23 protein-coding genes, 2 tRNA genes and 6 pseudogenes are annotated in these 24436 nt (G+C 54.4%); 15 read left to right on the forward strand and 16 right to left on the reverse strand.

Annotated elements, in window-relative coordinates:
* Positions 1 to 179 precede the first annotated feature (179 nt).
* Together AC1RJ3_RS21505 and AC1RJ3_RS21510 are read right to left on the reverse strand one after the other, a co-directional pair.
* On the reverse strand, positions 180 to 578 hold the full coding sequence (locus AC1RJ3_RS21505) for a YfeK family protein (protein WP_054598359.1): 399 nt from the start codon (positions 576 to 578) through the stop codon (positions 180 to 182).
* A gap of 413 nt (positions 579 to 991) precedes the next feature.
* A complete protein-coding gene (locus AC1RJ3_RS21510; RefSeq protein WP_489110429.1) occupies positions 992 to 1234 on the reverse strand; it encodes a hypothetical protein in 243 nt (80 codons plus the stop codon).
* Positions 1235 to 1510: 276 nt separating this feature from the next.
* On the opposite strand from AC1RJ3_RS21510, the gene AC1RJ3_RS21515 reads away from it, so the two are divergent.
* On the forward strand, positions 1511 to 1948 hold the full coding sequence (locus AC1RJ3_RS21515) for a glycine zipper domain-containing protein (RefSeq protein WP_347927038.1): 438 nt from the start codon (positions 1511 to 1513) through the stop codon (positions 1946 to 1948).
* A gap of 269 nt (positions 1949 to 2217) precedes the next feature.
* Here the strand turns inward: AC1RJ3_RS21515 and AC1RJ3_RS21520 are convergent, their stop codons facing one another.
* Positions 2218 to 2370, reverse strand: coding sequence for a hypothetical protein (locus AC1RJ3_RS21520; protein WP_158246536.1), 153 nt, complete (start codon positions 2368 to 2370; stop codon positions 2218 to 2220).
* Positions 2371 to 2484: 114 nt separating this feature from the next.
* Positions 2485 to 2688 carry a hypothetical protein gene (locus AC1RJ3_RS21525; RefSeq protein ID WP_493080396.1) on the reverse strand — a complete coding sequence of 68 codons (204 nt, stop codon included), beginning with the start codon at positions 2686 to 2688 and terminating at the stop codon, positions 2485 to 2487.
* 664 nt (positions 2689 to 3352) lie between these two features.
* On the opposite strand from AC1RJ3_RS21525, the gene AC1RJ3_RS21530 reads away from it, so the two are divergent.
* A complete protein-coding gene (locus tag AC1RJ3_RS21530) occupies positions 3353 to 3784 on the forward strand; it encodes a hypothetical protein (protein ID WP_493080398.1) in 432 nt (143 codons plus the stop codon).
* A 215-nt stretch (positions 3785 to 3999) separates the two neighbouring features.
* Here the strand turns inward: AC1RJ3_RS21530 and AC1RJ3_RS21535 are convergent.
* A pseudogene (locus AC1RJ3_RS21535) lies at positions 4000 to 4211 on the reverse strand (Acb2/Tad1 domain-containing protein).
* Positions 4212 to 4273: 62 nt separating this feature from the next.
* Here AC1RJ3_RS21535 and AC1RJ3_RS21540 point away from each other — a divergent pair.
* Both AC1RJ3_RS21540 and AC1RJ3_RS21545 read left to right on the forward strand, forming a co-directional pair.
* On the forward strand, positions 4274 to 4891 hold the full coding sequence (locus AC1RJ3_RS21540; protein ID WP_489110427.1) for a hypothetical protein: 618 nt from the start codon (positions 4274 to 4276) through the stop codon (positions 4889 to 4891).
* Between the two features lie 611 nt (positions 4892 to 5502).
* Positions 5503 to 6135 (forward strand): annotated as a pseudogene (locus tag AC1RJ3_RS21545) (tyrosine-type recombinase/integrase); the annotation flags it as partial.
* A gap of 81 nt (positions 6136 to 6216) precedes the next feature.
* On the opposite strand, the gene AC1RJ3_RS21550 reads toward AC1RJ3_RS21545, so the two are convergent.
* Together AC1RJ3_RS21550 and AC1RJ3_RS21555 are read right to left on the reverse strand one after the other, a co-directional pair.
* Positions 6217 to 6303: transfer RNA gene (locus AC1RJ3_RS21550), tRNA-Leu, on the reverse strand.
* Between the two features lie 584 nt (positions 6304 to 6887).
* On the reverse strand, positions 6888 to 7268 hold the full coding sequence (locus AC1RJ3_RS21555; protein WP_493080400.1) for a nuclear transport factor 2 family protein: 381 nt from the start codon (positions 7266 to 7268) through the stop codon (positions 6888 to 6890).
* Positions 7269 to 7372: 104 nt separating this feature from the next.
* Here AC1RJ3_RS21555 and AC1RJ3_RS21560 point away from each other — a divergent pair, with 104 nt between their 5' ends.
* Both AC1RJ3_RS21560 and AC1RJ3_RS21565 read left to right on the forward strand, forming a co-directional pair.
* Complete coding sequence (locus tag AC1RJ3_RS21560; RefSeq protein WP_493080401.1) at positions 7373 to 8263, forward strand: LysR substrate-binding domain-containing protein; 891 nt, start codon at positions 7373 to 7375, stop codon at positions 8261 to 8263.
* A 261-nt stretch (positions 8264 to 8524) separates the two neighbouring features.
* Positions 8525 to 9139: pseudogene (locus AC1RJ3_RS21565) on the forward strand (S-type pyocin domain-containing protein); the annotation flags it as partial.
* 218 nt (positions 9140 to 9357) lie between these two features.
* On the opposite strand, the pseudogene AC1RJ3_RS21570 reads toward AC1RJ3_RS21565, so the two are convergent.
* Positions 9358 to 9462 (reverse strand): annotated as a pseudogene (locus tag AC1RJ3_RS21570) (lysis protein); the annotation flags it as partial.
* Between the two features lie 257 nt (positions 9463 to 9719).
* On the opposite strand from AC1RJ3_RS21570, the gene AC1RJ3_RS21575 reads away from it, so the two are divergent.
* Together AC1RJ3_RS21575 and AC1RJ3_RS21580 are read left to right on the forward strand one after the other, a co-directional pair.
* The gene (locus AC1RJ3_RS21575; protein WP_493080402.1) at positions 9720 to 10682 is read left to right on the forward strand and encodes a lipid II-degrading bacteriocin; all 963 of its coding nucleotides are present in this window, start codon (positions 9720 to 9722) and stop codon (positions 10680 to 10682) included.
* A gap of 32 nt (positions 10683 to 10714) precedes the next feature.
* Entirely contained in the window at positions 10715 to 11116 is a 402-nt protein-coding gene (locus AC1RJ3_RS21580) for a hypothetical protein (RefSeq protein ID WP_493080404.1), read from the forward strand.
* 60 nt (positions 11117 to 11176) lie between these two features.
* Here AC1RJ3_RS21580 and AC1RJ3_RS21585 read toward each other — a convergent pair.
* A pseudogene (locus AC1RJ3_RS21585) lies at positions 11177 to 11407 on the reverse strand (lysis protein); the annotation flags it as partial.
* Between AC1RJ3_RS21585 and AC1RJ3_RS21590 the strand changes: the two are divergent.
* Positions 11393 to 12352, forward strand: a pseudogene (locus AC1RJ3_RS21590) (tyrosine-type recombinase/integrase); the annotation flags it as partial. The pseudogenes AC1RJ3_RS21585 and AC1RJ3_RS21590 overlap by 15 nt on opposite strands.
* A gap of 164 nt (positions 12353 to 12516) precedes the next feature.
* On the opposite strand, the gene AC1RJ3_RS21595 reads toward AC1RJ3_RS21590, so the two are convergent.
* Together AC1RJ3_RS21595 and AC1RJ3_RS21600 are read right to left on the reverse strand one after the other, a co-directional pair.
* Complete coding sequence (locus AC1RJ3_RS21595; RefSeq protein ID WP_493080406.1) at positions 12517 to 13050, reverse strand: HEPN domain-containing protein; 534 nt, start codon at positions 13048 to 13050, stop codon at positions 12517 to 12519.
* Positions 13047 to 14186: a GmrSD restriction endonuclease domain-containing protein gene (locus tag AC1RJ3_RS21600; protein ID WP_493080408.1), complete on the reverse strand. Its 1140-nt coding sequence runs from the start codon at positions 14184 to 14186 to the stop codon at positions 13047 to 13049. Before AC1RJ3_RS21600 ends, AC1RJ3_RS21595 begins: the two co-directional genes overlap by 4 nt.
* A gap of 272 nt (positions 14187 to 14458) precedes the next feature.
* Between AC1RJ3_RS21600 and AC1RJ3_RS21605 the strand changes: the two genes are divergently transcribed.
* Positions 14459 to 15220, forward strand: coding sequence for an AbiU2 domain-containing protein (locus AC1RJ3_RS21605; protein WP_493080410.1), 762 nt, complete (start codon positions 14459 to 14461; stop codon positions 15218 to 15220).
* A 324-nt stretch (positions 15221 to 15544) separates the two neighbouring features.
* On the opposite strand, the gene AC1RJ3_RS21610 is transcribed toward AC1RJ3_RS21605, so the two are convergent.
* A tRNA-Cys gene (locus AC1RJ3_RS21610) sits at positions 15545 to 15618 on the reverse strand.
* Positions 15619 to 16023: 405 nt separating this feature from the next.
* On the opposite strand from AC1RJ3_RS21610, the gene AC1RJ3_RS21615 reads away from it, so the two are divergent.
* On the forward strand, positions 16024 to 16698 hold the full coding sequence (locus tag AC1RJ3_RS21615; RefSeq protein WP_347927057.1) for a DUF3313 domain-containing protein: 675 nt from the start codon (positions 16024 to 16026) through the stop codon (positions 16696 to 16698).
* Positions 16699 to 16746: 48 nt separating this feature from the next.
* Here AC1RJ3_RS21615 and AC1RJ3_RS21620 read toward each other — a convergent pair whose 3' ends face one another.
* The 4 genes from AC1RJ3_RS21620 to AC1RJ3_RS21635 all read right to left on the reverse strand — a co-directional run bounded on the left by AC1RJ3_RS21620 (position 16747) and on the right by AC1RJ3_RS21635 (position 20784).
* Positions 16747 to 18093 carry a glutamine synthetase family protein gene (locus AC1RJ3_RS21620; protein WP_347927058.1) on the reverse strand — a complete coding sequence of 449 codons (1347 nt, stop codon included), beginning with the start codon at positions 18091 to 18093 and terminating at the stop codon, positions 16747 to 16749.
* Positions 18094 to 18116: 23 nt separating this feature from the next.
* A complete protein-coding gene (locus tag AC1RJ3_RS21625; RefSeq protein ID WP_019689871.1) occupies positions 18117 to 18674 on the reverse strand; it encodes a helix-turn-helix domain-containing protein in 558 nt (185 codons plus the stop codon).
* Positions 18675 to 18699: 25 nt separating this feature from the next.
* Positions 18700 to 19989, reverse strand: a complete 1290-nt coding sequence (locus tag AC1RJ3_RS21630; protein WP_493080413.1) for an NAD(P)/FAD-dependent oxidoreductase — start codon at positions 19987 to 19989, stop codon at positions 18700 to 18702.
* Positions 19990 to 20259: 270 nt separating this feature from the next.
* Positions 20260 to 20784 (reverse strand): cupin domain-containing protein, encoded by a 525-nt coding sequence (locus AC1RJ3_RS21635; protein WP_493080415.1) that lies wholly within the window; start codon positions 20782 to 20784, stop codon positions 20260 to 20262.
* A gap of 211 nt (positions 20785 to 20995) precedes the next feature.
* Here AC1RJ3_RS21635 and AC1RJ3_RS21640 point away from each other — a divergent pair, with 211 nt between their 5' ends.
* From AC1RJ3_RS21640 to AC1RJ3_RS21655, 4 genes are all read left to right on the forward strand, one after another.
* Positions 20996 to 22537 (forward strand): FAD-dependent oxidoreductase, encoded by a 1542-nt coding sequence (locus tag AC1RJ3_RS21640; protein WP_493080417.1) that lies wholly within the window; start codon positions 20996 to 20998, stop codon positions 22535 to 22537.
* A gap of 313 nt (positions 22538 to 22850) precedes the next feature.
* Positions 22851 to 23039, forward strand: coding sequence for a DUF1843 domain-containing protein (locus AC1RJ3_RS21645; protein WP_054597815.1), 189 nt, complete (start codon positions 22851 to 22853; stop codon positions 23037 to 23039).
* A gap of 40 nt (positions 23040 to 23079) precedes the next feature.
* Complete coding sequence (locus AC1RJ3_RS21650; protein ID WP_054597816.1) at positions 23080 to 23712, forward strand: DUF1842 domain-containing protein; 633 nt, start codon at positions 23080 to 23082, stop codon at positions 23710 to 23712.
* 53 nt (positions 23713 to 23765) lie between these two features.
* A complete protein-coding gene (locus tag AC1RJ3_RS21655) occupies positions 23766 to 24347 on the forward strand; it encodes a DUF1842 domain-containing protein (protein WP_054597817.1) in 582 nt (193 codons plus the stop codon).
* Positions 24348 to 24436: the final 89 nt, after the last annotated feature.

Raw genomic sequence — 24436 nt, forward strand, 5'->3', positions numbered from 1 at the left:
GTTTCTAAATCGAAGGGCGGGACTTATTCACTCTAGTCGCACCCATACGTCACTGCGCCCGTGGCTTGAAATCACAGGATAGCCTCGAAGTGACTGACCGACCGATCCAGTCCACCCGTACGACGCCCGAAAACGAGAAAGCCCAGCATCAGGCTGGGCTTTCTTGATTTCAGATCGACTCAATGAAGCTGACGCTGCCTCTGTAGCTCGGTCTTCAGCCAGAGACTTGCAGGTTGTACGCCTGCAGGGCATCGCACTTCATAGAGGCTGCCACTCATGCTGCTTTTAGTGGCCGCCAGATCGATGAAGTCTTCTGTACTGCTGATCATGTTCTTGCCTTCGAGATAGTTCAGCTTTTTCTCCAGATGCGCCCGAGCCTGGGAGCCCGGATATTCGCTTCCGTTACGCACAAACCGACACTCACTGTGTTCGACAAAATCCAGCAAGCTCTTTATCTCTTGAGCGGCTTGTGGCGTGGTTTGAGCCTGGGCATTGGTCATCATTACGATCAGACCAATACCCGCCGCCATCAGCCATTGGCTGACGGGGCGAACCGTCCTTGCTGTCAGAGTCTGCATGACCTTTCCTCGTCCCGACCAGGCCTCAAGCGTCAGTCGTCTCTGTCGTCATGATCACGTTTGTGGTAACGACCTTCGCCCTGATCATTGTCACGACGCTCGTATCCGCGGTCATCATGGCGATCATAACGACGGTGATACTCTCGACCACGGTCGTGATCTCGACCGTACCCGTCTCCATCTTCCCAGTAAGGCCAGCAGCCTCCCAGCAGGAGAGAGCTTGAAATGGCCAGGATCATTATCGCTGTGCGCTTCATATGAACATCCTAAAAGCAAGGGTCAGTGCTACGGAGAAGGAATGTCGCTATCCGCCAGTTTAGTCTGGAGAGCGTTCAACCATAGTTACGACCATGAAGCGGATCAATGATTCACTAGTGAGAGACGACACATTAAAAAACCAGATCCGGTGATCATCAAGTCTTATTGATTTCAGGGGCGTTACCGGTGCGTCGCGCGATTTCGATCCCCCAGTCCAGCGCGTCCTCCATGTCCAGCAGATGCGGTTTTGGGTCGTGGTCCTCAAAGAGGACTGTGCCGTCAGGCTGGTAAACACCGATGAACATCTGCAACGAGCCGTCCCTCAGAATCTTGGCCTTGACCTCGATCTTGCGTCCGTTCGAAAGCGTTTCCGAGTGGATCATATGGCGCTCAGTCATTGCTGCATCCCTCTGTTGGTTGTTAGTCGAGTAACCCGCACTAAAGAGCCCACCGCGTACGGGCTGTTTTTTTGCTCCTGTGTAAACTTTCGACAACGTGCCACTATCGCAGTCGAACTTTGGCTTTGCCGCGTCCTCTACAGTTCTAGTGCTCTCTCTATCGTCAATGCACTGACGAGAGCAGCTTGGCGACCGGAAGCAACAACGCACGTTTCAAAATGCTCAATAGTCAAAATAGCAGTCTGAACACAAAAACTACTTATTGAGGTGCACAGCATGCGAATCACACTGCTTACCCTTGCTCTAGGTGCCCTGATCACACAAGGAGCAATGGCCGCTGGAGATGGCACCGCAGCCGTTGGCGGAGGCCTTGGCGGCGCACTGGGCAACATAGTTGGTCAGCAAATGGGCGGAAGCACCGGTGCAGCGATCGGCGCGGGTGTAGGAGGAGCTGCAGGCAGCGCTGTCGCTGCGCCGAGGGGCAACAAAACCAACGCCGCGATCGGCGGGGGGCTCGGCTCGGCGGGTGGTTCGGTGATTGGTCATCAGTTGGGTGGCTCAACCGGCTCCACCATTGGCGCAGGCCTCGGCGGTGCCGCGGGCGGCGCACTCGGCAATAACCTGTCCGACGATAATCGCAATCGTGGCTCAGAGGGCAGAGGTTACAACGGTAAACACCATCATAAATACAAGAATAAGTACAAACACGATTAAACGGTTGAGTTGACGTGCACGTTCTAGCCCGATCTCATGTCGGGCTTTTCCCTTCGATCCCGTCATACCTTTATCACACCTGCCAAGCATACTGGGACCAGCCAAAAGGATTTGGCCCCATCTACAGAAAATACGCCAACCTCGTAGAGACTCCTTTCTTTGCCGGGATCGCTCCAGCCGCGGCTATTTGCTATACGACGCCCTCCAGCCGGCAGTCCATGAGACTGCCGGGCTCGACACGAATCTATCCTGGCTCTGCTACTTCGAACTCATGCACGGCGATACTCTTGTGCCTGATGATAGTCACCGTAGTAACGCCCACGATCATGTCCGCGACGGTCATGGTCATGCCAATACGGCCAGCAACCACCCAGTAACAACGCCGCTGACACCACAAAAATCAAAGCAGTTGTGCGTTTCATTTGATCTTCTCCGGGCAGGCCCGTGCCTGACGTTATAGTTGTTTGATGTCCTCATATTGAGGAGGTTCAAAACACCCGGTTGCCGAAGACCCCAGCCCACTGAATTGAAACCGGTCACTCATTCGCCTTGAAGTCCCCGAACTCGTGGGGCAGCTCCATCCAGGCATCAAGAGATGCAATCTGCCGCGCTACAGCCGCATCCCATTCCGAGCCTATAGCCCTGTTCTCACGCATCATTTTGTGAACGGCGACCGTAGCTTCTTCATATTCATGATGAACCTCTAACGCTTTCGCCAAAAACTCTTCTTGCCGGTTCATAGGAGCGCTCCAAGGACAGGAAAAAAGTATTGACCCGCAACCACTGGTGCGCCAATCGGCAAGAAGTCGTACATCGGATGTGTCTGTCGGCCTCCACGAGCCGGCGAGAAGTTTTTTGGGTGAGAGGGTCAGCGGCCGAAAAGAAGAGGGATCAATGAGCCCAATGCACTGGTGCGCGAGCAGTTGGCCAAAGTCGCAGCTACTTTTCCCTGTATCGGCAATCAGACTCATTGATCGTTGCCCAGCTCAATGTTGGGCGATTTCCATTTAGCCAAATGGAGATGCATGACCACGCCGACAGCGTGCTATGCACTATTTTTTTAACAAAGCAGCTTCTGTACGTCTAATAACCTTTTACCCCGCCCTTATAGGCTCAGGAAATATCCCCACGCCCGCCGGTTGTCACCGAATCTAAAGCTGACTTTTACGTAGGTCCATCCGGACCGGACTCGACACTGCCAGCCACCGGCTACCGGTACATGGGTTATAAGAACGCAGATGGAAGTCTCAACGCTCATGCGCAGAAGACCATCGACACCCAGGAAGCCCTGGTTTTGACAAATTCGATACTGGATACGCTGCGACAAAAGCTTTTCAGGTTCGAGCGCCTAAACACGTTACTGCAGCCGATCCGTCTCCAGCGTGGAGTGATGGCCGTCTGCGCTTGAAGTTCGACACGTTGCAGCTCTACAAGGACGGAACGCCGAACGTTACTGTTCCGCACGAGTTAGGTGGCACCGGCCCGAATTGGGAGCCTTTCACCAAGGCCTACCCCGAGTACGGTACCGGTGGTTCAAGGCAACTTATTCCAAAACCGGGCGCTCCCACTCACATTAAAGTGGATGAAGTCACGATTTTTTCCGGAGAAATAAAAGTGCTGACCGACCAGCAGGCCCGCTTATCGCTCAAGGAATTGATTCATAAATACCTGAAAGGCAAAGATCCTGAGCACGATCGCCTGATCGAGATAGTTGAGGATCCTTCGCGCCAAGTGCCCATCAGAGGAGTACTTGAGCACATTAGAAAATTCAACAATGTGCAATTTACGCAACCAGAACTGGACCTGATCGACGAGCTTTTATACGCGTATGGGTAAGTCGATCTGTCATTAATAATCCTCCTGCGCGCACAATTCACATGGCCTCTTTGAGTGTGTGCCGAACTTTTTACCTTGGGCCACACTTTCATTGATTCGACCTTGAACAAGAGAGAAATTAGCCGCCGATCATATCAGGAGCAAAACTCAACTGTAATCGATGAGCACAGCACCGTTCAGCGGTAGAGCGTGACGGAGCCGTGTAACGTTACCCCTCAACTGAACGGATCGGCAGGCTTCGCGATCGAGTGCACAAACCACATGAAGCCCTGTTGCAAGTTGGTCTTGGCCAGAGCCAACAGCCGCGGATCAACACCTTCAATCAGGCCGATTTGCTTGAACAACCGCCGGCGTCAGCTTCAAGCGCCTTGATGGCGTTCATCCCGTCGATTTCAGATTGAGTCAGGTTAAGGGAGGCGAAGGCCAGAAGACATTCGCGGAACGATTGGCGATACTGTTACGCCATCACCCATGAAAAGGAATTCGCTTATGAAGCGTATTTTTGCACTTTCACTTCTCACACTCGCCCTCACCGCTTGCGATAAACCGGCAGAAAATACCAGCCAGACAAATCAGGTGTCCGCGCAGTGCTCCAAGGATACCGATTGCAAAGGCGACCGTATCTGTGAGAGTGGCCAGTGCACTAGCCCGAACACACAAAAAAATCTCACAGCTAATCCAAAACCTCCTGTGAATTTAACCCCACCAGCACCCAGCATCGCTTATCAGCCAATACTGATCTCGGGTGACAAAATTGGCCCATTTACCATCAGCGGCCATGAAATCAACTACCAGTCTCGCGCTGGCGTCATGGATATCATGGAGCAAGTGATCGACGAGCCCGAGTACGCTACCTATGTTGGGATCGAAAAAGCCTACGCATTTGGCCCCAATAAATTCGTATTAGTCATCTCTACAGGCGAAGGCGGCAACAGCTGTCCTGCCACGACCTACGCCGTGAGCTTCGATACCCAAACAGAATCTGTCGACGGCAAGACATCAATTGACGGCTGCTCGGAAACAGTTGACTCATTGGCTGATGGGAACAAGCTCATCATTAAGAAAGAGGGTGCATCCACCGAGGTGTACAACGGTTTAGTCAAATAAAGACGAAACCCAAATGAAAAACCCGGCACAGTGGCCGGGACATTCAACGCCAACGGAAAGGCGGCCGGCAGCGCCACTCAGCAGGACGCCGAATCGGGCCTGCTGGTTGTGCACGGCACGCAAGATCCTGGAAACGCCAGAGCAATACATTGCCGACGGCATGAAAGTCCGCCAGGCTTTGCTTTTCTTCGGCAGATCGAAGGCTGACGATGCCGGAATATCGGCATCGGTCACGTTAAGATGGGCAGCTCACTCCCCTCTGAGTCGAGACTCCTCCCACAGATGGACCAACCCACCCTCACCTATTGCTTGATCTCTCAACGATCAGCTGATGAATTGATGCCTCGGGCTGGGAAATAGACGGCACTTGGCCGGACCTGGATTGAATCACCAGGTACTGCTGTGTGCGGGCCGTATGAAAAACCCGATTCGCCTTCTCCATTTCTTCAAGTAGCTGTCGGTTCACAGAATAACGTCCGCAAGCAGGGCATTTGAACTCATAAAAGTTGCCTACTGGAAAAGCTTTATCGGAGCTCCCACTACATACAACACAGACAGCAATGCTCATAACCACCTCCTTGCGAATGACCATTCAACTGTAGCTGATCCCTGATCGTGAAAAGGCACTGCTCAGCGCAATTTGGAACTACGCCAGGGACAAGGGTTACACATCCCTGGCCAACCCCCGCGCTGGCATCAAGGGCAATAAAGAGACGGGGCGGGCCACATACGTCGAGGATGAGCTCTTCAAGCGTGTGCACAACAAGGCTGATGCCGGCCTGCAAGACGCCATGGACTTGGCTTATCTGACCGGTCAGCGGGTGACCGACACGCGACTGATGAACGAACGAGATATCCGCGACGATAGACTGGCGGTGCAGCAAGGGAAAACCCGAGCAAAAAGGCGGATTGAGATTGTTGGAGAGTTGAAGGTTGTGATTGACCGAATCCTTGCCAGAAAGGCCGGTCATAAGATCCGCACCAGCAAACTAATTGTTATGGATAACGGCCAACCTATGACCACCAGCATGTTGCGAGGGAGGTTTGATGCGGCGCGAGAAGCGGCGGGAGTTGAAAAGGCTGACTTCCAGATGCGTGACTTGCGAGCAAAAGCCGGCACTGATAAGGCAGAGTCGAGCGGAGATATCCTGCAAGCACGGGATCAGCTTGGTCATACGACTGTTGTTATGACTGAAAACTACATCCGTAAACGCATAGGCAAAAAGGTCACGCCAACCAAGTGAATTGCGGAGCGGGTTATTATTTTGCGGAGTGGAATTGATAAGGGCCTGCATGAGGTATCTCACGCAAGCCCTTGATATTCATGGTGCCCGAAGCCGGAATCGAACCGGCACGCCCTTACGAGCGGGGGATTTTAAGTCCCATGCGTCTACCAGTTTCGCCATTCGGGCGGTAGCGCGGTGAAGCCTTCAAGAACAATCGAATGAACGATCACTCTTTTTGGTGCGGTGCAGCAGGGGAAGAAATATATACACCCCTTCCCCTCTAAGCAAGTTCGCTGACGTCAAATTCAAGACAAAATCTTGCCGTCTACTGCAAATAAAAAAGCTCCGTAAATCAGTGATCTACGGAGCTATTTATAGTGGAGGCCGAGGTCGGAATCGAACCGGCGTAGGCGGATTTGCAATCCACCCACAAAGCTAAGTAGATCAATAGGTTAGCATGGCATTCGTTCCGCAAGCTACTGATTTTTAAAGGCCTGCAGACCACGTCCTTCAAGGGTCCAGTTTTGGGTTGCGGAACGGTTTTTTGCTTCATTCTCGTGCTATTGCCACGGTGCTGCCGCTGCCGATGTGAACGGCAACGGCCGCGCGGACCTTCGAGCGCTAGGTGGTCGAGTTGCAGGTCCGCTCCGCGCGGCTCAATCGTTTTACGTAACTGGGCCGCCCTCAAGCCGTCGCCGTGGCATAACTCCGCCTGGGGTCAGGGGTGATTCGCCGGAATTCAATTTACGCAATAAAGCTCCACCGTTGGGTTAGCTGGCGGCTACCGCGCTACCCACGCGGTAGAAGAGCTTGGACACGATTTGCCATTGACCATCAACTTTCATGAGATTCAGGTAGTCGATCATGATGTTGTCGAACAAGCGCAACCGGACCTTGGCCAGTGCCATGTCCGGCGCCAGCACATCGATCATCAGCACTTCATCGCGATGCGGAAAGCCACCACTTTGCGGCGAGCTTCGCCCTTCGACCATCTTGCGGTACTCAGTCAGCGGACGCACAACTGTGGCGCCATCCTGCTGCGAATAAAGCATGCAGTCGCGGTGAAACACGAGGTCAAATAACGATATGTCCTGACTTTGCAGCACATCGAAGTACGAGCCAAGGAATTTCTGAATTTCATCTACCATCATACGGTTCTCCTCACGTGAAGGAATTTTCACGGCAAATCAAGCATAGCGTTGCTACACAAGGGCATGTGTGGCATATATTCAGCATTTCCGTTAGAAAAACTAACATGCGATCCCCTCTCCCCCCTTTATCGGCGCTTCGCGCCTTCGTTGCCGTCGCGCGCCTTGGCTCGGTCGGTGCCGCTGCAGAGGAACTGCACGTGACACACAGCGCGATCAGCCACCAGATGCGTGCGCTCGAAGACTATCTCGGTGTGTCGCTGATAAATCGCACCGGACGTCGGACGAACCTCACTGATGAGGGGCGAATTTATGCGTACCAGATTCGCCAGGCATTGGACAACGTTGCCGCCGTCACCAGCCGCCTGCGCCGGCAGCGAGGCAGCCAACTGCTGCGGGTGTCCGTTTTGCCCTCCTTTGCGATGCATTGGTTAGTACCTAGATTGCCCAACTGGATCATCCACCACCCCGACGTTATGCTCAGTCTCGATGCGTCGACCAGGCTGACCGACTTCGACACCGAGCTCGCAGATTGCTCGATTCGGTTCGGACATGGTGAATGGCCAAATCTGCACAGCCATCGGTTGATGGGGGATTCGCTGCTGCTGGTTGCTTCTCCCCAACTGTTCCCGACTGGCGTGCCGCAAACAGTGGAAGAAGCGCTGGCCGTTCCGACGTTGCAAGCCACCGAAAGCTGGTCAACATGGCTTCCCCCCACGACCGAGACACGTGCGATTGATGCCCTCAACCCGGTATTACAGTTCACCGATTCGACGCATATGCTGGAAGCCGTCCGGATGGGGATGGGCGTTGCGCTCACGCGTCGCTCGATTGCTTCGGGCCTGCTGGCGCGCGGCGAGCTTGTTCGGGTAACCGACATTGAGACCACGCACACGTCTAGCTACTACCTGGTCTGGCCTCATCGCTCGCACCAATCGGCAAAATTGGAGCGTTTCACGCAATGGCTCGACGATCAGGCAAGACTTTTTCAACAATGATCGTTGAGGGCTGAAAATGACACCGTCAGCATCACGACCAAGGCCCTGACAGTGACCGGCATGACAGTGGTCAACAAGGTGTATGCCACCACTCAAACCCTCATGCTAGCGCGGTCACCATCCGCTCTCTGCAATGACATGGAACAGGGAAATCAGCACTGCCAATAGGAATTGTCCTGCAGCCAGCGCTTGTACTTCCCGGTAACGTCATTCTGCCCCAGCCTCAGGCCGGGAACCTCCAAGGATGAACAGGGACGCTGCATGAGCGGTTATGCACCCAACCCGCCGAAAGGCTATCGCAACAGCGGCGTAGAACCTGTTGATACTCACGCTCAGCACTGGACGGAATACAAAGACCTTGCACCGAAGCCAGAAGACATGCCCGACACAATGGGCTATGTGTTCGCCAAGAGTTGTAACCTCCCTGACGGCGTAATCAATCACAAGAACCCAGCCGGATTTGTGCCTGTTGAGAAACTGGCCGACTGCGGACTGTGGGCTGTGCTTGGCACCGGGGCAGCGATTACCGCCGAAGGCACTCCACTGCAACTGGTGGGCGGGTCTGCTACTGGCAGTGCGATTGCTCAACGTCTCGGCGGATCGCTGTCACTGCGTCTACTGAAAGGATCAAGCGTTGTTGCTTCTGGCTTTGCGACGGGCACTGTTGGGATGCTGATACCGAACACCAGCATTTCGCCCGACGGCGCTTTCTATAAGAACGACCAATACGCAACGCTTGAAACTGGCCGCTCCCGTGTACGTGTCAATGTGAAGACCTTGCTGGATAGCTCCGTTAACGCTTACGGCTTCTACACAAGCGGTAAATCGGAATGGGAAAACATTCCGGTAATCAGGGGCGACAAGGTTGGTGAGAGGAAGAGCGGAATGAGGCGGTCGGCCAGGCGGCGTTTGCCGTCCATCCAAGGGATGATGGATGTAGACATTGTAAGCAAGACCTTTACTGTATGGATAAGCAGGTACTAGGCTCGCCGCTCTTTGTACACGAAGCGAGAGCCTTGGCTGGACTTGCAGGGACAGTCTGCAGGGACGGCGGCCGGGTTGGATGCTGACGCATCCAACCCGGCCGCTCTTTTTTATTTCGGTGTTGAGACTTCTTTGGTATAGGCCTGACAGGCCGCTAGGGTGATCAGTCCCATGTCGCCAATATCGGCGGCGTCGATAATTTGTTGGACATACGACAACCAACTTGAACTCTTACGCGAATCAAGCCTTCCGTCGAGGGGTACAGGAAACCTCGGCCCTCAGTTGGAATGCTCCCTTAATTCGGCCCAACAACTCCCGCAGACTGAAACAGTTTGAAACATCTCTCCGCGGCCGCGATCTTGCGTAGCCCATCACTATCGAGAATGATACTCAATCTCGATAGTGAACTATCTATTGATCCTATGAAAATGTACCAACAATTTCATTCTATTTCTTAATAAGGAAATTAAGCATGGGCGTGTCCGCACCTATAGTTTTAAACCCGACTTTTATTCATCCGACTGACAACGACCTTCCGTTCAGTACGTTTTGGCAAGGCCGCTGGTGGGAGGCCTCAACGCTTTACCCACCTGGGTCAACTGGGGTAATTTATGATCGCGGAGCCGGAACCTTAATCGTTGATAATTCTCTGTATGCTCATTACATTCAAGCCATCACCGGCCTTAACAAATTTACATTCGAGCTGAAACTTTTGGATAAGGCCTTGAATAAAGGTGACGCTCTCGGTGCCGCGCTAGACGTTTGGCAGTTTGCTGGAAAGATACCCAACCTCTACAATAACTACCAAGACTGGCAATATGACCCCTACTTCAAAAGCCAACTTGCTGCTTACTCTACTGCCGATGACTGGCAGAGCAAGGGCATGTCTAGCAGAGATGCAATCGTCAAAGTAAGTAACGACAAACTCGCCGGCCACACCACCTACTACAACAATGACAATCATCTTTCTGGTGGAGTTTTCAGTCCTGTGAAGGCGATGGAAAACTATCTGTTCGGAAATGGAGAAAAGATGAACGTCGATATAAACTCCATTCAACTAAACGTTAAGTCAAGCGAGTTACCTCTCCTTACCCAGCATATTCAATACACCAACACTCCCGGCACCTACCATATCTCAGACCCAAAGATTCAATACAACACCTTCGACGACAGCCTTGTAACAGGTGCATTACTGGGTAGAATTACCCTAAATGTGGAAGGAGACTTCATCCGGCACGAAAACGGAACGTGGGGTTTCTCAGGTGACGCACGCGCGTATCATGACGTGTTTGATTTCAACGCCAGTAATCGCGGCATTGTTGCAGAGACCGCAACAACCTTGGGGGCAGCCTTTAACGGAACGGCATTTGAGATAGACATTTACGGAACTCACCAAATCAACCTGGTAGGCGTTGGTAATGTTCCGCTAGATTGATAACCTACAACACCAAGCCCCTTGGAGTAAACATGAACAGAACAGACAAAATAATCGCAATCTCATACCCGCTGATTTTACTTGCCATCACAATTGCATGCACAGGTGCACTATTAAGTAACTATTCATCAGGTAAATACAGCAGCGAAGCTGATTCTTTGATTATACCGCTATCAGCAATAGCCTTCACATTGCTGGCCCTGGTATTCCTATACGCCTTGCAGCTACCTTATTACACCCACCGCCCTTCACAATCCGGCAGAGGCTTAGCCAAGAAAACTGTTGCTATAATAGCAACAACAATATCATTAACAACCTTCGGCTGGATCATCAAGTTCTGGAGTGGAGCTACAAACTTAAGCATACAGTTCCTGTATATCTCAGCAGCAATTATTTTTGCTGGCTTCCAATACAGGCTGTACCAGAAAAAATAACACCCTCCTTATATTATAATACGGCCCTCGGATAGACTTCCATCTTATCCAAGTGCCGCTTTACTTGTTTTTTGAGACTTCCATGACATAGGCCTGACAGGCAGCCAGGGCGATCAGTCCTTGGTCGCCGGCATCGGTGATGCCGATAATTCGTTGAGCATGCGCCGGGTCAAGTTGGGCTCTTGAGGCGCCATGAACCACGCCGCCGGCTGTGGTGGCGGCTGACACTGCACCGCTGGCTGAGTTGGTGGCGTCGAGTAGGACTGACAAGCGCAAATCAGCAGTGGCAACGGCAAACGCAAAGAAATCCCGCTGGGCAACGACCTCGATCAAGCCAAAGTCGAATGGGCCAGGCTTGAGCGCAAGGCGCCGATCAAACCTAATCATCTGCTGGGCTACCTGTTCGACAGATATGAAAAGGAAATCATCCCCGGCAAGAAACCCCGTACCCAATCGGACAATCGCAAGGAGCTGAAGCAGCTCAGAAAGTCATTTGAGAAAGCGCCCATTGACTCGATAACGCCCCAAGTGGTGGCCCAGTATCGAGATGCCAGGACCGCAAAAGTCAGGGCCAATAGGGAAATCGCCCTGCTCTCCCACATGTTCACCATCGCCCGCGAATGGGGCCTGACGGCCAACGCCAATCCCTGCTTTGGTGTTCGACGTAATAAAGAAACTCCCCGCGACTATTACGCAGGGGAAACGGTGTGGGATGCGGTCTACGCCCAGGCCGTGCAGGAACTCAAGGACGCGATGGACCTGGCCTATCTGACCGGGCAGCGCCCAGCAGATGTACTGAAGATTGCGGCCACTGATTTGAACAGCGGCTTCCTGATGATCGGGCAAGGCAAAACCGAGAAGCGCCTGCGTATTCGTCTGGAAGACGCCGGCGCCCAATCTGGACTCAGCACTTTTATTGATGACTTGCAGGAGCGCAGAGCGCTAAACGGTATCAAAACCTCAACCCTAATCACCAACACGTCCGGACTCAGGATGAGCCAGCAGATGTTGCGCAACCGTTGGGATGAAGCTCGGGAAAAAGCCGCAGTCAAGGCTGGCGCCGACGGTGACACAGCGTTGGCCATCAGCATTCGCCAGTTTCAGTTCAAGGACATTCGCCCGAAAGCCGCAAGTGAAATCGAACTGACACACGCCAGCCGACTACTGGGGCACTCCACAGAAGAGATGACCAAAAAGGTTTATCGACGAGTGGGAGAGATCGTAAAACCCACGAAGTACCCCCCTTCAACTAGCGTCAACCTGGTGCAAGGTTGGCGCTCCCCCACGAAGGTAGGCGTTAAACTGGCTCGTGTAGTAGACGGAAGCCTCACACTTGATGAAGAGGCTTCACGTCTCGCTGAGCCTGTAAGCTTCTTAAAATCGCTAGACTGAAGAGTATTTTATTCTAGTTCATTTATAGGCTCATCTTCCCCTTCTTCGAATTCATGATGAACAACTTGATCAAGAATGCGTAGCACCTCACAGCCGCCTTGATAACATTCAATTGTGTCGTCTATTTCGACATTCGGGGACCCGCCATGAGCGAACTCGTTTCTTGCCTTAACCAGTCTATTTAATGCAGTGTTGAATTTGGGCTTATCACTTAGGCTTATTAGTTCTTCAAACTTTTTTCGCCACCTTGAGTCGAAATCTGAAAGAATACTTTCAATTTGCCCAAGGCGAGGATTGAATGAACTGTCACGAATTTTCTTCTTTACAAAATTTCTCGCCTGTATCGCGCATTCCGCATCAACTTTGTCTGCGATTATCTTTTTAAATCCGACTTCAATCGCTCCCGAGGCCCTTATTACAGCATAGCGGCGCATATAAGGTGTGGGGTTGGCGCCTGCCCCCATCCCTACCAAAAGCTGCCTTATCCCTTCAAGTTCCTGACGGCATAATTCAAGTTGCTGTAACACCTCTTGATTTCTCATCGAGATGCCCCTTTGAAAAGTTCCCGGTACATCTGCCCTACTCTGTTGCGGATAGTTTCAGTTCGCATGGTCTCAAAGGAAAGATAATTTTGAAGGCCTTTGTCTTGTAGTGCTTTTTTACGTCGCGCAGACAAACCTTCTCCATAATCACGCGCAATATTACGTCGTATCCCCATATCAACTGCGATCATCACTGAATCGAAAACGGTCGCGCTGAATGCAGGAACCACGCGTTCAGGATTGCTGGGTGACAAGTTGTGGAAGGCTTCGTGGCCTAGGTGATCGTGAATGTAGCGTGTCGCCGATAGAAATCTATTGCGGAATGCTTCGCAATAATCGACGCGGTTATGCAGCCCCATATACTGATTAAGATATTTTTTTAGCGAAATTCTAGACGGGGCTGTGGTTGGATCCTGGGAAGCCAAGTCGGAGATAGCGAAGAAACGTAGGATGCATTCCATATCTCGCATCCTGGAATCAGCTTCCTCTCTACCCCATAGTTGTCGCCAAGTTGGATCCCTGTTTAACTCGAATAGCAAGGAGTTGAATGGGCCTTGATATACACAATTACGTATTTCTTGCGGTAGTAAGGATCGACCACCAGAGTTAATTCGCTCGAACACTTGAAAAAGACTAGTATCGCCGTCGGCTGGGGACTTTTGCATAAAGACGATGGCGTGGATGGTGGTATTTCTAATCTTACGTTGTTCTTCAGGCTGAAGCTCTAAGAAAGCTTTCCCTTTCCAGCGATCATGAATCTTATCGCTTTTTGAAAGTTTAAATACGGAGCTATCTTTTGTGAAAATACCTTTTACATAATCGCGTACAGTCATCAACCTTTGATAGCCGTCAATTATCAAAAGCTTTTCATCGTTAGTTTTTGCTAGAAAGATGCTTGGGACGGGAAGTCCAAGTAGAATGGAGTCAATGAATCTTGACGCTTCCGACTTATCCCAGACATAATTTCGTTGCAGTTCGGGCTTTACAAGTTCGTTATCGTCGTAGCGGCTTATTAGTTCGCGGAAGCTTAAGTCTGCACCCCACGATGAAATTTCAAACAAATCGTCATCGCTATAAAAGTCTTCATTTTCTTCAGAAGGTACATCTAAAATTACATTGCTGTCTTCAGCACTCATGCCTAGCGTCCTGTCCGTCATGGTGGCGAAATGCCCTAATGTTCAGCAACATAGCCGAGCCTTGCATGTTTCGCAACGTGCAGCGCCACTGGCTGAATCTGAATCGACCCTAATATCGTAGACCCATTTGAGGGGCTGCTTCTGGCCGATTGCCGCCTGCCGCGATGGGCAGGAACCGACCCATAACTGCCGTTGCCGAAAGGCAGAAATTGACCCGACTTCGTCGCATCTGCGCGTTATGATCAGAATAATTTAGCTCGCAGGCGACGCAGATGGGCGATACCCAACAAGAGATCGAACGATTGAATAACCTCGTCGACACGGCCCGACAGGAGATCGAACTGGCGATCATGCTCCATGAGACGTGGCGACCAGCGGCATATGACACCGGCCTTCATTCCCGTATCGGCACTTCCTATGCGGCACATTCCTTTCAGATCATTCGGTTGGCGCTGCGTCGTGAGTTATTACTGGCGCTGACGCGCGTATGGGATAAAAACCCAAAGGCTGTGAGGATGACCCTGATTGCGGATCGTCTGCGAGACAGGAAATGCTTTGAAGCCCTGGTTCAGTTCCGGGCCGGGCGCACAGGCCTTCGCTCCAGGTTTACACCCGACGCCATGAGAAAAGAACTCACGCCAAAACGGGATCAGGTACTGAAATTGATCTACAAGTACGGCGAGAATGGCACAGCCTTCGAGGTTCTGGAGAAGCTAAAGACGTTACGTAACGAGCATCTGGCGCACCGGGAATTGCCAAAAGCACCGGTAGCAGTAGCTGGATCGGATACCCCGAGGCAACAAGACGAGGAAGGTAAGCGGCCTGTTCGGGCAACCGATGACGAGATTGAGATGTTCTATCAAGACAATCTCGAAATCATGCGCCTACTGTTGAGTTTGGTTCAAGGTGTGGCCCTCGACTTATCGGACGCCACCGTCGTCTACAAGCATCACGCGAAATACTTCTGGGCTTCTGCACGTGGTGAGCTCACCGAGGGGCATCCCGATTATCATCCGCCGCCTTCAGGCTCGTGATAAGAGGTGCGGCGGGATTCCGCGATTGCAGTTTGATTGCACGCCTTTAGCCCTCAGCGCAATGCAGAAGTTGTCGACGATTCCCGTAGGAACGTCGACCGTCCGTTGTTGGCCGTTCTCTGCCGGTCATGGTTACGAAGCCTGCTGGTCAAGTCCGATGCAAATGACTGGTCAGATCGAATGCAAACGGGCGGTCAAGTCAGTGCAATTACCCACGATAAAAGCCGGCAGGTTGCGGAACACATCCAAAAAGTTGCGGAACACCTCCCAAATCGCGGGCAACAAAAAACCCCGTAGATCGTTGATCTACGGGGTTTTTAATAGTGGAGGCCGAGGTCGGAATCGAACCGGCGTAGGCGGATTTGCAATCCGCTGCATAACCATTTTGCTACTCGGCCCCAAACGTCCGATGCCTTAAAAACAACATCAAACGCATAAAAACTGGAGAGGGAAACTGGATTGCTATCTGTTTCCAACCCTTTGATATCTAAAGGGTTTTTCTCGTTCCTGAATCAGGAATGGACGCAATTCTGGACGTGTTCGCCGGGCATGTCAAGGACAGGAAGAAAAAAATTCTATAGCTCCCTACCGGATACACTCCACAGCCGGGCAGACGATATCACGGGGCAATGCGCCCACGAGCATCACTACTGGATATTTCGCCATTCGTACCTACGCTGATTCGCGAGGGATCCAGGTTTCTGGCGGGCTGTGGCTGAGTGAGGTACGACATCGACACGGATAATGCCGGCCTTACCACTAAGGCGACCTGAATAAAACGTTTCAACCCATGGAGTAAAAATATGGACCTATCCAGAAACTTGCTTATCGGCGTTGCCTTGACCGGCCTGCTGCTTGGTGGTTGCACCTCAAAAGTGACACAGAAGGAACAATACTCGGGGTTTCTTCCCAACTACAGCAACCTGCAAGAAGTCACCACCCCCAGCGGCGAGAAAGCCATGCGTTGGGTGACGCCTTCCTGGAACCCGAACGCTTACAACACGGTGGCCTTCAAGCAACTGGAACTGTACCCGGCCCCCAAGCCCAATGAGCGAGTCAACCGCCAGACGCTGGATCAGCTGCAAACCTACATGACGGACAGTGCCAAGAGCACACTGAGCCAGAAGTACCGTGTGGTGCCAAACGTTCAGTCGGCCCCTGCCGGTTCGCGAGTCCTGATCGTACGCGCCGCGATTACCGGGGTCACAGCCTCTAACGAAGGCATGAAATGGTATGAAGTGGTTCCGGTCGCAGCTGCGATAGGTGCGACTCAGGCGGCCACCGGTCACCGCGACCAAGACACCGAGTTGTACATCGAAGCTGAGATGGTTGACGCGAGCAACGGCCAAACCGTGGCTAAAGTCGCTCGCAAGGTCTTCGGTGAACAGTTGGAGAATACAAGCCAGCAGGTGACAGCCAACGACTTCAAGGCAGCACTGAAGAAGCTGACCAGCGACATGCAGGCATTCCTTCGCTAACAACAGGGTAAAACGCCGACTCAGTTCACGGGGCTGAGTCGGCGGTTGTTACAGATACCAGCGATACTCGCGCGCACTGATCTCCTGCATGAAGGCCAGGTGGTCCTGGCGCTTGTTCTCGCAGTACACATCAACAAACTCCGCCCCCAAACCCTCACGCAGTTGTGGCTGATGCTGCATGGCGCGCACGGCTTCGAGCATTTCCAGCGGAAAATCGATCCCGCTGTTGCGGTCTTCATTGAGCGCTGCGATCGGCTCGCGACCGGCTTCCAGCCCCTGCTCCAGTCCCACCAGAATCGCTGCCAGCACGAGATAAGGGTTGGCGTCCGCGCCCGCCAGGCGATGCTCGATACGCAAATTTTTCGAATCCGAATCGGGAATCCGCACACACGCATCGCGATCCTCGAAACCCCAGCTGGCAAGTGTCGCCGCGTTCACCGTACCGCCCAAACGCCGGAAGGCGTTCTGGTTCGGCGCGAAGATCGGCATGCAATGCGGCAACAGTTCCAGGCAGCCGGCCACCGCATGCCGCAGTGCTTGCTGCTGGTTGGCGGCCAGCAGGTTTTTACCCTCGGCATCATAGAGGCTGACATGCACGTGCATGCCGCTGCCCGGATGCTGCAAGTAAGGCTTGGCCATGAAGCTGGCGCGGTAACCGTGTTTGAGCGCGACGCCACGGGTGCTACGGCAAAACAGCGCCGCCCAGTCGGCAGCACGCAGGCCGTCATCAAGATGACCGAAGTTGATCTCGAACTGGCCCGGCCCAAGTTCGGCAGTGATCACCGTGGTATCGATGCCTTGCGCCCTCGCCGCTTCGACCATTTCATCGAGCACTGGCGAAAAGCGCGACAGCCGCTCGATGTGCATGTTCGGTTGATCATCGGCATCGTCCGACAGCTGATCGCGGGGGAACTGCGGCTGCCCGTCGCGCAGCTGTTTATCGAACAGATAGAACTCCAGCTCGAACGCCACCACCGGATGAATACCTTTGCCACGCAACCGCTCCAACACCTGCGCGAGGACCTCGCGGGGCTCGAAGACGATTGGCTTCTCGGTGCCGTCCGAGGTGATCAGCATCTGACCCAGTGGCTTGGATTCCCAGCTCACCGGCTTGAGCGTGCCGGGCACCAGGCGCCGCAGAGCATCCGGGTCGCCGTCGTTAAAACAGTAGTCGCCGATTTTGAACAGCCCACCCTGCACGCCCAGTAACACGCAGTTCTGCGGCAGCTTGAGGGCGCTGCCGGCAGCCACCTTTTCGAGCATCTCTATCGGATAGCGCTTGCCGTAGAAATGCCCGGGAATGTCCAGGGAGATCAGGTCGACATAGCGCACCTCGGGGTAGCGTTGGCGAAAAGCACGAACCTCAGCCAGCAGATCAGAGCAGGCAGCATCCATCGTTGTTGTTCCTTTTATTGTTATCAGGTGTAAACCCAAAGCACTCGCGTGAGCTGGTCGGTGAGGTTGCCGTAGCGACAGCGTGTGTGACTGTCGAGCTGAAAACTATCACCGGCCTGCAAGGTGACCGGCTCGTCGTCATCGCCCAACCACAGCGTCAATGCGCCTTCCAGCACATAGCCGCCCTGCTCGGAGCTGTCGCTCAAGTGCCGCTCGCCACTGCTGGCGCCGGCCTCCAGTTGGCTTTCGAGCATCGAGAACGAGGCCCTGATCTTCGGCGAGACCAGAATGTCGGTAATCCCGTTGGCGTAGTACAACGTGCGGCGCTCATCCGGCCGGGTCACCCAAGGCAACACCTTGGGTTTCGGCAAGCTGTAAAAGTAGGTGGTTGGCACGCCGAGGGTTTCGCTGATCGCGGTCAGGTCTGCCACGGTCGGCCGTGACAAGCCACGTTCGACTTGCGAAAGAAAGCCCACGGAACGGTCGATTTTGTCGGCCAATTCCTTGAGGGTGTATTTCTTGTGCTTGCGCAGATCGTGGATCAGGATCGCCAGCGCGGCGATTTCTTCTTGCTTGTTCATGCCAGTAATTCCGGAAGATGACTCATCAAATGCTGTCGCGCAGTCGGTACCAGGCCTTGCCGATGGCTTCCAATGGCGCTGCCAGGTATTTACCGCCGGGAAAGCTGTCATTACGCAAACCCTGGTACAAGGCCAGCTCGTCCGGCTGACCGAGAATCGCATCGGACACGGCGCGAGCCCCCGCCAATGTTGGAAGCACGCCATGCCCGGAATAACCCTGTAGCCAGTAGAGGTCGCCGCGCCGGCCAATGTCGGGGGTGCGCTTGAGGGTCAGGTCGATATGCCCGCCCCAGGCAAACTCCAGCTCGACACCCTTGAGCTGCGGGAAGACCCGCTCCAGATAGGGTCGTGTCGCGGCGGCGATGTCTTTGGGCATCCCGCCCAGATAGGTGCAGCCGCCGCCGAACAACAAGCGGTTATCCGGAGTGCGACGGAAGTAATCGAGGACAAACTGGTTGTCGGTGACGCAGACATTACTCGGCAACAGCGCGCTGGCTTGCTCGGCAGTCAGCGGCGCGGTGGCCACCTGATAAGTGCCCACCGGCAGCACGCAACTGGCCAGGTCAGGATCGAGTTGATCAAGATAGGCGTTGCACGCCAGCACCAGGACATTTGCCCGAATGCTCCCGCGCTCGGTAGTCACCCGGTACTGATCGCCTTCTTCGCGATAGCTCAGCGCTTTACTGTGTTCGTAGATGCAGCCACCCGCACGCTCGATGGCTGCGGCCAGGCCAAGCGCCAGCTTCAATGGATTCAGGTGACCGCCTTCGGGGTCATAGAGCCCCGCCTGATAACGCTCGCTGGCGACCCACTGCGGTAACTGTTCACGCGCTATGAATTGCAGATCATCGTGGCCCCACTTATGGCTGGCCTCGCGTTGCCACTCGGTCAGGAGACTGACCCGACGCGGCATGACCGACGTCCACAAGTGGCCGGGGCGATAATCGCAGTCGAAACCATGGCGCGCCGGCAACCCGCGCAACTCCTGCGCCGCCCAGCGCATGCCGTCCCACAAGCGCCGCGCGCGTTCATGACCCAGCGCAGCCTCCAGGGGCGGCATGTCACACGACCAGCCGAGAATCGCCTGCCCACCATTGCGCCCCGAGGCGGCCCAGGCAACACGACTGGCTTCCAGCAACGTCACGCGCTTGCCCGCCAAGGCCAGGCGCAATGCGGTATGCAGACCGCTGAAACCAGCACCGATGATCAGCACCTCGGCAGTGTGTTCACCTTCCAATGCGGCTCGGTTCAACAGGCGATCAGCGCAACTGTGGGCGTAATAGCTGGCGACATGCTGCGAGGACTGCTGAAACATTCGGGCACCCATGAAATTATGTTTTTATAATTTCATGAAAAACTACAGAATAAATTTCATGAGCGCAACATCCTGCTCATCCCTCGCAGACCGGATGACCGGTAGCAGCTGTCGAGCCCGCGAGGCTGCGTTCGAGTGCGCAGCACTCGTAAAATCATGCAACGCGGTCTACCAGATCGACCACGGAGGCAGGGTTTACGACTGCTACGCAGCCGAACGCAGCCTCGCAGGCTCGACAGCTGCTACGGAGTGCGTGCTGGTCTTACTGTTTTATTCTCGCGCCAGCCGCTCAAACAGCGCCGAATGCTCTGGAAACAGCTCGCTGAGCCCGCGCCGACTGCCCAATTGCATATCCGCAAAATCAAACCCTGGCGAAACGGCTTCACTGATCAGGCCGTAAGCGGCCGGTCCAGCCATGAGCTGCGAAGCCTTCCAGACACCGCCCGGCACATGCAGTTGCAGGCACTGCCCGGCAGTGACGTCATTGCCCATCTCCACGGTTTTCAATGTGCCGTCCGGGTAAATGAGGAAGTATCGAATCGCATCGCCCAGATGGTAGTAGTGAACGATGTCGGATCGGTTCAAATGAAAGTGGCCGACGGGAGACGTAGCCGTCAGCAGGTAATAGATCGAGGTCATCGCATAACGCCGACCACCTGCAGTCTCGACCATGGGCTGCTGATCCGACTGAAAGGTCCGGCGGTAATAACCGCCTTCCACATGGGGTTCCAGGTCGAGTGCAGCGACGATGTCCTGGGCGCTGGGAGTGTGTCTGTCGGGTTTGCTATCCGTCATGTTAAAGGCCATCAGTCAGGTGGAGTCGCGACAGTTTGCATAGCGTGTAACGCAGTGCAAGCGTTCCTTGGAGCGTCGATCGAGGGTGCCGATGGGCAATCGATTTCACTGCTTTACTGTAAGGGTCGAGCTTGCCAGACGGGGCCGCAGTTTCACTGACGCTCCCCCGCCGCTACCGACACCAACGGAAAATTCCCCCCGGAGAGTTGTCATGCCCCTGCACAACGTCGCCCGTTTTACCGACCTTCGTGAAGACCGCGGTACTCGCGTTGAAATCGGCTCACTGAAGATCGTGCTGTTGCGGGCCGGCGAACGGGTCTACGCCTATCAGGGCGAATGTCCGCACGCACAGGCTCCGTTGGACGAAGGCATTGTCTGCAATGGTCGGCTGATTTGCCCATGGCACAAGGCGATGTTCACGGTCGAGGACGGTCAAGTGTGCGAACCGCCAGCCTTGAATGGACTGACCCGTTATCCGGTCAAGATCGTCGATGGCGATGTACACGTGGACGACCAACCCCTCGCCTCCATCGAAGTGAATTGTGCCCCTGATTCACGCTGCTTCGTGATCGTCGGTGCAGGCGCTGCGGGCACAGCGGCAACAGTCGCCCTGCGTGAACACGGCTTTGCCGGTCGCCTGGTGTTGATCGATCGCGAAACGGACCCCGGCTATGACCGCACGGTGCTGAGCAAATATGTCCTTGCCGGGGAAATGTCCGTCGAAGAAACGCCACCGCTGCTTGATGAACGCTTTTACAACGAACAGCACATCGAGCGGGTTCAAGGTGAGGTCATCCGTCTCGATGTGGCCGCCAAAAGGGTTTCCCTGGGTGACGGGCGCACCTTCGACTACGACGCCGCGCTCCTGGCCAGTGGCGGCGAACCCAGGCCGCTGTCGGTAGACGGTGCGCATCTGCACAACATCCTGGCGCTGCGTTCACGAACGGATGCCGAGCGCATTCTGCACATCGCAAAACCCGGTGCCCGTGTGGTCATCATCGGTGCCAGCTTCATCGGCCTGGAGTCGGCATCGGCCTTGCGCCGCCATGGCCTGGAAGTCAGCGTGGTCGCGCACCATGAAACACCGTTCAGCACGCTGTTCGGTGAGCGCATCGGCCTGGCGATTTTGTCCCTGCACGAAGATAACGGCGTGGTCTTTCATGCCAATACCCAGCCGAAGGCGTTCGAGGGCCAGGACAACGTCGAGGCCGTTCTGCTCGAGAATGGTCAACGACTTCCCGCCGACCTGGTGCTGATCGGCATCGGCGTCAACCCGGTCACCGACCTGCTCGAAGGTGTTGAGCTGGACGATGACGGCGGGCTACCGGTAGACGAAGGCATGCGCGCTGCGCCTGGATTGTGGGCTGCCGGCGACATCGCCTCCTTTGCATGGCAAAGTTTCCCCACACGCATCGAGCACTGGCGCCTGGCGCAGCAGCAGGCGCGGATCGCCGCGCAAAACATGCTGGGCGCTGATACACACTATGTGGATGTGCCGTTCTTCTGGACGTATCACTTCGACAAGACCTTCGAGATGCTCGGTCACGCCGACCAATGGGACCGGATCGTCTTCGAAGGTAACCCCGAGCAATACGCCTTCATCGCCCTGCTGTGCAAGGGTGAACAGGTCGAGGCGGTGGTCGCCTGCGAGTACTCGCGGCAAATGGCCTTGTTGGCCGAGCGGATGAAGCAGCCGTTGCTGCGCGAAGAAGCCTTGCAGATCATTCGACGAATTGCCGCTCAGGAAGGCTGAAGATTCACAATAAAACGATGCCTTTATTGGAACTATCGTACTTAATTACCCGTAAATTAAACAACCGCACATATTCATTATCAATGGCGATAAGAACTTGCCCTGCTTATGAGAAAAGAACCCAGCACACTTTCCCTCATCGCCGATCCTGATAACAAACGGCCAACGTCCTAACGCGTCGCTATTAATAAAATAATATTAACAATTTATCAGCCGTACTAGCCCATTGCCCATTGCATATTTATCAACCCCTGCTTAACTGCAAAAACTGCTGATGACAGCAGTGTCCACATACACCACGGAAGGGATCGATATGAGCACCTCAACTCGTCACCCAGTCCCCCCTTACGGGGTCGCAATCCAAAGTGCGATCTCGGAAGGCAAGCTGCCGCAAATGAAAGCTTTATTGAAACAACGCGATACATCCAAGCCAGAACCCAAAGAACTAAGTAGCGCGTACGAGCAGTTGGCTAAGGAAGTCGCACGCCTGGAACAGCACTAAGCACTGTTTCCGCTCCCCTATTGCAATGGAGGCAATAATTATGTCTGGTTCTTCTCAACAATCTGTCGGTTTATTCCCACTCTGCTATCAAATTGGTACTCAGCAACCAGGCGCACAAAGTCTGGCGCTCAATCTGCTGGTGTTTACACCTGAGCAAACGGTAAGCGGTACTGCCGCCATCACTCAGGCAACCAACCCGCCGCTGGATGTGCATTCCGATGTCTGGGGTGAATATACCTACATGACGGTGATGAAACCCGGCGTCAGCAAAATCCTCATCACCGTTCAAGGCAACCAAGGTGGCCCGAGCTCTAACTCCATCGTGAATTTCAAGTTGCATCTGGTGGTCGGTAGCGACTGGAAAGCAGGCGTCGCCAACTACGAGTACTTCAATGGTCAGCGCTGGGTCAAGGTCAATGCGCCCGCCCATCTCGTCGAGTCAGTGCCCTCCAGGGCCTATTTACCGCCATTGGAACCGGGCCCGGTCATCCTGCCGTATCCGCCGATCATGCCGCTGTACGCCGCGCCGATTCAGAGTGCCATCGCCAGCGGTGACCTGGCCCAGATGAAAAATCTGGCGAGCCTTGCCAAACAACAACTGGACCAACAACCACAGCTGCAAAGTGCGCTTGAGGCCGCCAAGGGTGAAATCGGCCGACTGGAACGCCGCTGACCGGCAACTGAATGTGCCTGGCTTGTCCTGAATACAATTAAGGGAGTTGCACCATGTCAATTGGACTTTTTCACACGCGCCTCAACGTTTCCAGCTCGCTACTCGGCGCACCGGTTTTAACCCTGGATCTGCTGGTGGATACCGTCAACAAGAAAGTCAGCGGTGTTGCGAGCATTTTTCAAAGCACGTATCCACCCCTCAACTTCCGTGCCCGGGTATGGGGTGAGTATTCCGAGGCCAAACTGACCGCCGATACGGAAAACCACATCATCCTCACTTTGGATGGCAGCCCGAGTGGCCCTTACAGCCAGATCGCCCAGACCTTCGACCTGCGCGGCATTCTAGGCGCCGATTGGGCCAGCGGTTTTGCCGACTACAAGTACTACGATCAGGACCACTGGACGACAGTCAGACATGCGGCTGTCAGCCAGGCCCCGGCTCAGCACCCGGAGCATCCGTCACATGTTGTGCGCCCGCTCTACGCCGTCGCCGTGCAACAAGCGCAAGCCAGCGGTGACCTGGCGCAGCTGAAATCCGTGGTGAGCCAAGGCGAGCAGCAACTGGCCAACAGCGGCGCCTTGCGCAGCGCACTGGAGCAGTTGCAAGCAGAAATCGCGCGACTGGAAGCACGCTAACCGGCAATGCCCGGGCGGGGTCAGATCACCACTGACCGGGCCCGGGACTTTTCAACCCCAGAGGTAAATCCGCTCGCGCCATCGACGCT

This window comes from Pseudomonas sp. GW822-FHT04C11 (genome assembly GCF_058800905.1).